Source organism: Stomatohabitans albus (assembly GCF_036336025.1).
Lineage (GTDB): Bacteria > Actinomycetota > Nitriliruptoria > Euzebyales > Euzebyaceae > Stomatohabitans > Stomatohabitans albus.
Window position 1 is genome coordinate 125880 of record NZ_JAYKKE010000003.1, and the last position, 11682, is coordinate 137561.

General features: G+C 53.1%; 5 protein-coding genes. All 5 read right to left on the reverse strand.

The genetic code is table 11. The annotated features are described in order from the left end of the window. Positions 1-111: 111 nt before the first annotated feature. A complete protein-coding gene (locus VCU37_RS08310) occupies positions 112-2937 on the reverse strand; it encodes a cell wall-binding repeat-containing protein (RefSeq protein ID WP_336250182.1) in 2826 nt (941 codons plus the stop codon). Between the two features lie 457 nt (positions 2938-3394). Continuing rightward, positions 3395-5713 (reverse strand): cell wall-binding repeat-containing protein, encoded by a 2319-nt coding sequence (locus tag VCU37_RS08315; RefSeq protein ID WP_336250183.1) that lies wholly within the window; start codon positions 5711-5713, stop codon positions 3395-3397. 379 nt (positions 5714-6092) lie between these two features. Beyond that, positions 6093-8246 carry a cell wall-binding repeat-containing protein gene (locus VCU37_RS08320; protein ID WP_336250184.1) on the reverse strand — a complete coding sequence of 718 codons (2154 nt, stop codon included), beginning with the start codon at positions 8244-8246 and terminating at the stop codon, positions 6093-6095. Between the two features lie 321 nt (positions 8247-8567). Beyond that, positions 8568-10730 carry a cell wall-binding repeat-containing protein gene (locus tag VCU37_RS08325; protein ID WP_336250185.1) on the reverse strand — a complete coding sequence of 721 codons (2163 nt, stop codon included), beginning with the start codon at positions 10728-10730 and terminating at the stop codon, positions 8568-8570. Between the two features lie 296 nt (positions 10731-11026). Then, on the reverse strand, positions 11027-11677 hold the full coding sequence (locus VCU37_RS08330; protein ID WP_336250186.1) for a mycothiol-dependent nitroreductase Rv2466c family protein: 651 nt from the start codon (positions 11675-11677) through the stop codon (positions 11027-11029). Positions 11678-11682 lie beyond the last annotated feature (5 nt).

Consider the following 11682-nt stretch of genomic DNA (forward strand, 5'->3'; position numbering starts at 1 on the left):
TGCATCTGGTATGGAATAGGACACCGCAAACAGGCAGTAAAAACACTTGGTTGCAGCCCCCGTGACTGCAACCAAGTGGAAGGAACCTAGGCGTACCCAGGTCAGCGAACCCTACTGAGATAGGGTTGCTAGTTGATCATCGCTAAAGCGGGTTGGTCCGCCATAGACATAGATCGTTGTGATGGTGTTCGTACCCTTCACGTAATCACTCACACTGGCGGGAATCTGTTGAGGCACAAGCAGCATCGGACCGTCCTCATCCGCGATTTGTGCGCCACCAGCCAGAGCGTCAGCGAAGTCCTCAGTGGTTGCGATACCTACATCCTTCGGTGTCTTGAAGAAATGTTTGGCAACAGCCACACTCAACGCCGTTGGATCAGGTGCCTCAATGGAATGCTGATAGGTAATGGCACCACTTGCCGCAGCGGGGCTAGGTGTCGGTGACGTTGTACCGGGTGTTGTTGAGTGGTCACCGGGCATAATGCCACCAGCACCATCAGACGGTGTTGGCGTGCTTGAAGGTTGTGGGGTTGGTGTAGGCGATGGAGTTGCTTGGTCCATCGTCCCCGTTGCGTTATCAGCGAATGCAGCCGTATCTTGGGCCGCCATTGCTCGCGCATACACCGCATCACTCACCGTTTGCGCCTTCGTCATACCGGCATTTGGCGCGGTGGTATCGCCACCAGGTGTTGCCGGTTTACTTGGCGTAGTGGTACCTCCAGGCTGTGATGTGTCGCTGGTGGATGGTGATGGGGTCGTTCCCGTCGTCCCACCAGCTGGGGCCATACCATCTGCAGGTATTGCCGGTGCATCATTCCCTGAACCTGTCGTTGGTGCTGGGTTCTTACCTGCCTGAACTGCATTGGTACCGATGGCAGTCACCTTGAGGTTGGCATGTTGCTTAATGAATGCCTCAGTTTCAGGTGCCATTTGGCTGCCATTCGTCAGCAGGGTTGCCCCTTCGACCTCGGCAGATGCTGGACCAGCAATCAGGTCTGGTTGCCAATCGGCACCATCAGCAACAAGCAGTTCTTTCAACTTGTTGTCTCCGGCTAAACGATTAGCCGTTTCAACAGCGGTACCGGCACGGTTCTGCCCTGCGAGTCGTTCAACCTGTCCGCCAAGGGTGGTGATTGCTTGTTCAACTGTCTTTGACACCGCAGCTTCGCCACCCATAATGACAACTTTGCCGCCGTTGGGGAGCAACCGTTTGATTTCTGCCTGTGTGGCTGGATGCAGTGTGTCAGATTGCGTCAGCAAAATGGGTGCATCGATTGCTTCAGCTAAGGGCACAGCCGAGACGCTATCGGCTGCGATATCCCCACGCGCCACTATGACCGCTTTCGCCCCATCTTTGTATTCTTCCTGAGCAACCTTAACTGCCGTTTCAAATCGAGTTTCGCCTGATACCCGCCGGACGCTACGCGATCCTGCCGGTCCGGTAGAAGGACTTGGGCTAGGTGTTTGTGTACCTGGGGCACTTGGTGATGACGGGCTCGGTGACGGCGCAGGTGGGGTCGGGTTTGAAGGGTTAGGACTGGACGCTGGTGGCGGCGTGAACTGGGTTAATGGAGTATCAGTCTTGGCCACCACATCATCAGTCTTTAAATTACCCCAGAAGTTCTTGGTCGCATCAATGTTCTCCTTGGGTGTCCTGGTCCGGGCAATCCCATCTTTGGGAAGTACCGACGCGGCCTTGGAGAAATCATTGTCATTGATACGAACGGCACCAGCCGGGATCGGGGTTCCCTTATGGTTGGCCACGGCCACCCCACCATCGAAACGGTTAAAGGTTATGGCCACATTTTTGAGGGCTACTCCGTCTCGTGGGGTTGGGTTGATCAATTCAACGGCGACCGCCCCTGCCTGGGGGTTTGTCAACGTGAACGTGTTGGCGTGAACGGTAACGTCTGGCCGGGAGATACGGACAATGGCACTTGACGGTCCAGCTTGGGTGGAGGTGAACTCATTGTGTTCAATAACCACAGGGCGTGGATTGTTTGCAGGGTAGTCAGCGTCATCATCAACCTCGATGGTTTCAGTGCCATTTGCAGGGGAATGATTGATTACGTTACGGCTGATTGTGACCTTCCCGTGGCTGTCATCAACCTCAATCACCCTGGCGTCCGTAATACGTGAGTCCTTAATGACCACCACATCGGACTTGTGCTGATCATCCAAATCTTGCTTCACAACGAGTGCTTGTGCTGCCATACCGGCTTTTCCAGTAAACACACTGTTGGCAATCGTTAACCCGTCTTCAGCTTTAATCAGTGTGCTTGCAATGTCAGTAGCCTCTACCCCACGCAATTCAACCGGGGATTCAAACTTTGAACCACCGGCATTGGTTGCTGGCGTTAGCTTCGTACGTGCGACGCCATCTTTAGCGCCAACACCAGCTGGCGTATCACCCCGACCAACAATGACGATGGTGCCATTCGCCTTGATAACAGGGGGTAATTGCTGAGGAGCATCAGTGGTCACCGTGATGGTTACCGTTTTCTTAGTACCATCCCTCAACATCTCGGTTGCCTGAGTAACGGCCTGAGCAAGACCGTTTGGGGCCGTTACTTCAATGTCGCCCTGTTTGGCAGCGGGTGTGGTAGGCGCATCGGTCGCGTTAATATCTTTTGTCTCAACACGTTCTGACCATCTATCAGCATCTGTGGCGTCTTCACCTGTTGCTGCTATGGCGCGAGCTGCCTTCTCATCAGCCTCACTCATCGCAAAGGCTGGATCCGGGATACCGGTCAAAGATGTCACCTTGGCAGTTTCACTCCGGATTGCTGACTCATGTACGAGCCCCGATGGAGTATCGGTACCCGGTACCGCTGGTGAAGTGGCTGGGACATGGCCCGATCCCGCAGAAACGGGACTGGCCGCATCCGATACAACCGACTGACCTTCAAGGGCTTGTGCCCCTACGGGCATAGCCATTGAGGCAAGTAGTACGAGCATTAAAGTAGTTGGCTTTTTCTTCATTGGTAATTACCTCACTCCGTTAGTAGGCATGAACTCACCGTATATGAATGCCTTTACCGTTCATGACCTCAGCAATGTCTGTTATCAATCCATTACCACGCACGACAAAACGTAAAGCATAAGGAAAGCCAGAATGAACGCGCTACAAAATCAACCCATTATTTCGGCATAATAACCTTGATATTTCAACAGACCTTAATGCGAGAGAAGGACTCATATCCTGAAGCATTGAAACTGGTTCACATAAACCAGAATTGGAACTGTCCATTGGAACTAAAGAACAGACCTATCACGATTCGAACCGGATATTCGACACTCCCCAATGACCATTGTCCTCATTTATAAAGAGGGAGATACACACGCATAAATACTGCCTGGTTGAGAAGAAACCAGGCAGTATTGTGTGGTTCTACTATTGCTTTAGACGGGTAAGTGCATTGTTACTAAAGCGGGTGGGTCCACCGTAAACAACCACAGTATTAACTGAATGATTCGATTGAATATAGGAATGAATCGCTTCGGGTACCTGAGGCGGAGAAAGTACGAGTGGCCCATCAAGCTGCGCTACTTGAGCACCACCGGCAAGTGCATCGGCAAAGTCAATGGTGGTCGCAATGCCGACGACCTTGGGTGTGGCAAAGAAGGTTCGAGCTACTGCCAAGCTCAACGAGGTTGGGTCCGATGCGTCAATACGCTTGGTCGCATTGCTTGCGGTAATTGCGTTTGTACCTATTGCGGTGGTACGCAATGATGGATGGGTCGCCATGAATTGTGCGGTTTCAGGTGCCATAACAATGCCGTTTGTGAGCACGGTCGCCCCGTTTGCTTCAGCTGCGGCAGGACCGGCAATCAAATCGGCTTGCCAGTCCCCGCCATCAGCAATAAGCAGTGTCTCCAGTTTGCCGAGCTTGGCCAACCGTTGTGCCGTTTCAACCGCCGTTGCAGCACGGTTGGGGCCTGCGATGCGCTGTACCTGGCCACCAACCTTTGTGACGGCTTGGGCTACCTGGTCACTGAGGGCAACCTCGCCCCCCATCAAGATGACTGTTCCACCGTTGGGCATCACGCGCTGAATTTCCTCAGCAACGGCTGGATGCAGCGTATCTGACGGGGTTAACAGCACCGGTGCGTGTAATTCCTCAGCGAGTGGTACCGCTGAAACGCTATCGGCTGCAATATCGCTACGGGCCAAGATAACGGTATTCACGCTGTCTTTGTACGCGGCTTGGGATACCTTGATGGCCGTTTCAAAGCGGGTTTCCCCAGCTACCCGTTCAACGTGGTCTGGCTGATTTGGTTTCAGCGGGGGTGTTGGTGTCGGCGTTGGTTTGGCCGTTGGCGTCGGATCAGCTGGCGGTTTGGGCTGGGGTACGGGCGGCGCAGGTGGCGGTACTGGCGCGGGCGGGGGTACTGGCGCGGGCGGGGGTACTGGCGCGGGCGGGGGTACTGGCGCGGGCGGTTGGGTTGGTGTTGGTTGAGGTGTTGGGGTTGATGTGGCGGTCGGGGTGGGGGTTGGAACCGGCGGCTTTGGCGGTGTTTGCCCTGGTGGGACGTATTCATTTAGCGGGCTTGCCGTGTTGGCTTGAACCGCATTGGGGTTGAACGTTCCCCAGAAGTTCTTCGTGGCATCAATAATGTTGTCTGCCGTGACGGTGGGATTTGGTTCACGTTGGGCACGCGGCGTCCCATCCGGGCTTGCTTTCGGAAGTACGGCCAGGGCTTGTGCAAAGTCGTTGTAGTTAATATGCACGTCGTTTGCGGTTAACGGCGCTCCCCCATCGTTCACAATGGCCTTACCACCAACAAACCTGTTATAGGTGATCACAACATTGGTTAACGGTACACCGAGGTTGGGATTCGTCTTAAACAGATCAATATCTGATACGCCGCGTTGAGGATCCTTGGTTTGAAAGATATTTTCGTGAACGGTCACATCTGGCCGTCCGATACGAATCATTGAACTCTTTTCGTATGATCGGTTTGAAATAAACCTATTGTGCTCGATACGTATAGGCTTAGGCTTCGCTGATGGATACTCCTTAGAGTGTTCAATATAAACCATCGTCTCTTGATTATTGACCTGATGATCAAAGACATTATCTTTAATCTCAATAATACCTTCACCTTTTTGAATCCAAATTGGCTTTATAGCTACAAATGTTGAATTCTTTATCGTAATATTCTCTGATGTAGGGTCTACTTTAAAATCATTTTTGATAAATGTTGGATCAGATAAGAAGTTTGACCCACGAATAAAGCTATTAGCTACCGTGAAAGTGTCTTCAACAAGGAACCCTGTTTGGCTAAACCGGTCGAAATGTGCCCCACGAATCTCTACCGGTGATCCGATGCGAATACCATCAGGAGCACCTAACGGTTTACGCAAAATAGTACGTTTGGCAAGGTTATTACCGCCGATGCCAGCAGGCACGTCACCGCACCCGATGATGGTGATTCTGCCTTTTGCTTCAATCTCTTTGGGGAAGCGTTGCTGATCACATGTCGTGATGTTGATGGTCACGCTTGGAACGGTGCCCTTGGCCATGATGGCGGTGGCTTGCGTTATCGCATCAGCGAGACTGTTCGCTTTTGTGACGGTGATGGTCTGACCGGCTTGGGCCGTGGCGACCGATGCCACCGCAGCCGTACCCGTTGAGGTGGGTTGTGCCCCCGCAGGAAGCGCCACCATAGCAAGTGCAATAAGTAGCACCGGTCTGGTCAATCTCACCATAACGAACCTTTCTCGAACGTCCATTTTCGACGGGCGGCATCAGCCAACCCTGACAATCCATTTATACGAATAGCACAGCGTAACCTTCTTGGCGTGATATTCCTGTTCAGGACCAATATTTCTAAATATGGCTTACAACGAATGACACTCAGTATTTGAGGAGAGACTCGCAATGCCGTGGATAACAGGAAGGGAAGGCGCCTCAATCTTGAGGATGTGTTACCTAGCTAGTGATGGGTGACGTAGCTATAACCATCCCATCGTGTCTCGGAGGCTGTATTAAGCTGCAACATAGTTACGGCGTACACCAGAAGGTGTACGCCGTTGTGTTTATTCGTTGTGGTACGGGTGTGGGTGCTGTACCACCACGCCCGGATTGCTACTCAGCCAACCCCGCTAACTGATCCTCAGGAATACGCGTCGGCCCACCATACACATACACATTGGTCACCGACGGTGTCGCCTTCAAATACGCCGGCACCGTACCCGGAATCGAAGCAGGCACCAAAACCATCGGCCCATCATGCTTCGCTACCTGCGCACCACCAGCCAACGAATCAGCAAACTCAGCATCAGTCGCAACACCAACCGCCTTCGGCGCCCTAAAGAACTGCTTAGCAACCGCCAAACTCAACGCCGTCGCATCAGCACCCTCAACCTTGCTCGCCACACCCGACGCCTTCACCGCATTCGCACCAATCGCAGTCACCTTCACATTCGCATGAGCACTCAAGAACGCCGCCGTCTCAGGCGCCATCACATCACCATTCGTCAACAACGTCGCCCCATCAGCCTCAGCCGCAGCCGGACCCGCAATCAAATCAGCCTGCCAATCCGTCCCATCAGCAACAAGCAACTGCTTCAACTTATCAGCCTTCATCAACTGATTCGCCGTCTCAACCGCCGTACCCGCACGGTTAAGCCCTGCGATACGCTCAACACTGCCACCAAGACCAGTCACATCATTCGCAACCTTCGCAGACAACGCAACCTCGCCACCCATCAAAATGACACGCCCACCAGACGGAAGCAACTTCTTAAGAGCCGCACCCGTAGCCGGATGCAACGAATCAGACTGGGTCAACAAAATCGGCGCATCAAGCTCTTCAGCCAACGGCACCGCAGACACACTATCGGCCGCAACATCACTCCGCGCCAAAATAACAACCTTCGCCCCATCCTTATACTCAGACTCAGCAACCCGAACCGCCGTCTCCACACGCGTCTCACCCGACACCCGAGCAACCACACGCGGACCAGCAGGCGACGGCGACACCGACGGCGACGGACTCGGCGACGCAGACGGCCTCGGCTGAGGACCAGGCACCACCGGCGGCACCGGCGGCTGCGGCTGCGGCGGCACCGGCGGCACAAACGGCTCAAACTTACCCAACACCGGATCCGTCTTCGCCTGCACATCATCAAGGACAAGCGAACCCCAGAAATTCTTGGTCGCATCGATGATCTTACCGGCTGTGATCGTATGGCGATAGCTTCCTCGCGACGCGTTGGGGAAACTACCTAAGCTCATCGAAAAGTCATTCTGATTCACCTTTGCTGCACCCTCGGTCAGTGGATCACCAATCGAGTTCGCCACAGCCAAGCCACCCTTAAATACGTTATAGGTAACGTTCACATTCTTGAGCGCCTTGCCGCGGTGCGACAGTGGGCTTTCTAAATTGACGGCATAGGCCGAATCACCTGAATTCTCTAACGTGAACGTATTGTTATGCACCGTCACATCAGGACGAGCAATGTGGATCATGCTGGTGCCATTGGCCGCTCCTGTTGAGGAAAACTCGTTCTCCTCAATCACAACAGGATTTGCACCAGCGGTGGGATAGTCATTTGAGGGTTCAATCTCAACCGTGTCTTCGCTCGCAGTAGGATTGTGCTTAATCACGTTCTTGGTGATCGTAACCTTGCCCTGGCCACCCTTGACCTTGGCAACTACAGCTTTCTCAATATACGAATCTTTAATTACAATTTGGTCGCTTTTCGCGGAGTCTTCAACATCAGCGCTGACCAGTGTTGGGGATAGAAATGCTTCACGGCCAATGAATACGCTGTTGGCAAGGGTAAGGCTGTCATAAGCCTGGAATGCACCACTTGAGTTCCATTCAAGCTTAACTCCGCGGAACTCCACAGGGGTGTACACCTGCAGGCCTGTGTAAATGGGGCCGGGAGTCAAGACCGTACGTTCAGCGTCCTTATCACCACCAACACCAGCAGACACATCACCACAACCCACAATCGTAATCTTGCCGTCGGCTCGAATACCGCCAGGCAATTGCTGGGCCTCGCAGGTCGTTATCTTAATAACCACCTCGTTGACGGCTGGATCGGCGAGCAACTTCCCTGCTTCGTCAATGGCAGAGCTCAACCCGTCTTTCTTTGTCACCTCAATTTCGGGGATACTTGCGGTTTGTGAAAAACTTGCAGTCTCCGCAGTGGTCAAGCTTGCTGGGGTAGCCCCGGCTGGCAGCGCAAGAGCTGCAAGAGCCAGAAGAAGGGCAGGGGTTATATTTTTCATCAATTTTCCTCTATAGATAGATGCCTATCCCCTCACCCTACTCACCACGTCAATGCCACCCACCATGTACTGCTGTGTGCAGTAATCACCTTACGTAATGTGATAATTGAGCGGCCGATTGCCCAAAAAACTCAGTAAATATCTACAAAGATCGAAAGGTCCAGAGCGACCAGATTCCTTTCGCTACTTCAAAATATGAATTACTTTCATTAAAAGAATAGGTGGGGTACCCGGTAAGCGTAAACGCACACTATTCGTGTGCGTTTACAGCCAATATCGTTGTGGTACGGGTGTGGGTGCTGTACCACCACGACCGGATTGCTACTCAGCCAACCCCGCTAACTGATCCTCAGGAATACGCGTCGGCCCACCATACACATACACATTGGTCACCGACGGTGTCGCCTTCAAATACGCCGGCACCGTACCCGGAATCGAAGCAGGCACCAAAACCATCGGCCCATCATGCTTCGCTACCTGCGCACCACCAGCCAACGAATCAGCAAACTCAGCATCAGTCGCAACACCAACCGCCTTCGGCGCCCTAAAGAACTGCTTAGCAACCGCCAAACTCAACGCCGTCGCATCAGCACCCTCAACCTTGCTCGCCACACCCGACGCCTTCACCGCATTCGCACCAATCGCAGTCACCTTCACATTCGCATGAGCACTCAAGAACGCCGCCGTCTCAGGCGCCATCACATCACCATTCGTCAACAACGTCGCCCCATCAGCCTCAGCCGCAGCCGGACCCGCAATCAAATCAGCCTGCCAATCCGTCCCATCAGCAACAAGCAACTGCTTCAACTTATCAGCCTTCATCAACTGATTCGCCGTCTCAACCGCCGTACCCGCACGGTTAAGCCCTGCGATACGCTCAACACTGCCACCAAGACCAGTCACATCATTCGCAACCTTCGCAGACAACGCAACCTCGCCACCCATCAAAATGACACGCCCACCAGACGGAAGCAACTTCTTAAGAGCCGCACCCGTAGCCGGATGCAACGAATCAGACTGGGTCAACAAAATCGGCGCATCAAGCTCTTCAGCCAACGGCACCGCAGACACACTATCGGCCGCAACATCACTCCGCGCCAAAATAACAACCTTCGCCCCATCCTTATACTCAGACTCAGCAACCCGAACCGCCGTCTCCACACGCGTCTCACCCGACACCCGAGCAACCACACGCGGACCAGCAGGCGACGGCGACACCGACGGCGACGGACTCGGCGACGCAGACGGCCTCGGCTGAGGACCAGGCACCACCGGCGGCACCGGCGGCTGCGGCTGCGGCGGCACCGGCGGCACAAACGGCTCAAACTTACCCAACACCGGATCCGTCTTCGCCTGCACCGTTGTCGTATCGATCGTTCCCCAGAAGTTCAGCGTGGCGTCAATAATGCCATCTGGTGTTGCGGTATTGGGGTATCCATACGTACTGCCCTTTGGGAATGCTCCCGTAGTCTTTGAAAAGTCGTTATGGTTAACCTTCACCGCGTCGGGGGTGAGTGGGGTATCGCGGTCGAGTGTGTTACCTACCCCTAGACCGCCGTTAAAGACGTTATAGGTAACGCTCACATTCTTGAGGACCGGCCCGTCAGACTTCCGTGGGTTGTACAGGTTGACACCGTAAGCAGTTTTATCAGGGTTCTCTAACGTGAACGTATTGTTATGCACCGTCACATCAGGACGACCAATGCGGATTACATTACTACCGCCCTGAGCACCCGTAGAGGAGAACTGATTATCCTCAATCAAAATGGGATTTGCACCGGCTGTGGGATACTGATTCGATGGGAAAATCTCAACGGTGTATTGACTCGACTGGGCATCATGCTTGACTACATTCTTGGAGATCGTGACCTTACCCTGCCCACCCTTGATTTGAGCGACGATGGCTCCTTCAAAATAGGAGTCTCTAAAAACGACCTTTTGTGCCGGTTTGGCAGAAGGTATATCGACGCTAGCGACTCTTGGGCGGCTCAGAAAGCTGGATCTACCGATAAATACGCTATTGGAAATCGTTAGCTCATCTTGAACGTTAAACGCTTGATTGGGGAACCCTTCGAGTTTCACACCACGTATTTCTAGTGGTGACTGGACCAACATTCCCTCAGATGACGATGAAGGGGTCAAGACCGTACGTTCAGCGTCCTTATCACCACCAACACCAGCGGACACATCACCACAACCCACAATCGTAATCTTGCCAGCGGCACGAATACCACCGGGAAGTTTTTGGGGTTCACACGTGTTAATCGTGATAGTAACTTCCTTGATTTGCCCTTTCTTCATTTCAGCATCGGCCATATCAATTGCATCGCTAAGGCCATTTTCCTTGTCAACAACAATTTCTAAGTCGGCCTGAACCTGGGCAAACCCAGCAGTCGTAGTTTGCGTTTGGGTCAGCGGCGTTGCACCTGCTGGCAAGGCCAACGCGGCCAATGCGAGTAGCAGCGCAGGGGTTATCTTCTTCATTGGATTACCTCAATACATAGATGACAGTTCTCTCACCCTATCTACTGGGGTAAGGTAATCCTTCATTTACTTCTGTATGCAGTAATCACCTTACGTTGCGTGGTTATTTCCTTGGTTGCTGGAGGTACATTCACAACGCGCTCTTCAAAAATGCGCTCACCAGGGCAATTGCGATACGTATCTCACTTCGCAAACTGAAAGATGTTTAGCTAGAGAGGTAATAACCGCCGAACAACCGTAAACGCACACCATTGGTGTGCGTTTACGGTCAATATTGTGGGCCAAATGACCCGGAACTACAGGTGGCTGGCCGCTTGATCCAAGTGCGGACGCTGGTCACGGCCACGCTTTAATTCAAAGAACCCATCTTGGCTCATCATTGCCTGTAATGCGTCCCATAGGGCTAGCGCATTGTCGGTCTCTGGAATCTGGGTAATGACAGGTCCAAAGAATCCCACCCACGCGTCACCACGCGGAATCGCAATGATAGGAGTCCCCACATCGTTACCTGCAATAGCTTCAGCTTCGTTCGTGCCAAGACGAATCTTGTCATCATACGTTTCATCTTCACGCGCACTCGCCAGGCTTTCGTCTGCCCCAATTGCGCGCAACATGGCGGCCACATCAACCGTAGATGGCTTGGTCCGAACAGATTCATCGGGATTAAAATTAGAGCGGCCTAATTCAAAATACCCAGCCTGGAACGCCGTATTTCCGCCAGACTCCTCTAACGCCATCAACACCCGGAGCAATTTCAAACTCGGCAGCTTTTCGGCCATGTAACCCGGATCAAGGTCGCGGCCTTCGTTACGCATCCACAAACTAATCGGACGCATTTCAACATTTAATTGACGTGCAGGAGCAACCACCTTGCATAACCAGGTCGATGTCATCCAACAAAACGGACATTCTGGGTCCACATACACGCGGACATCAGCGTTACTCATAAGGT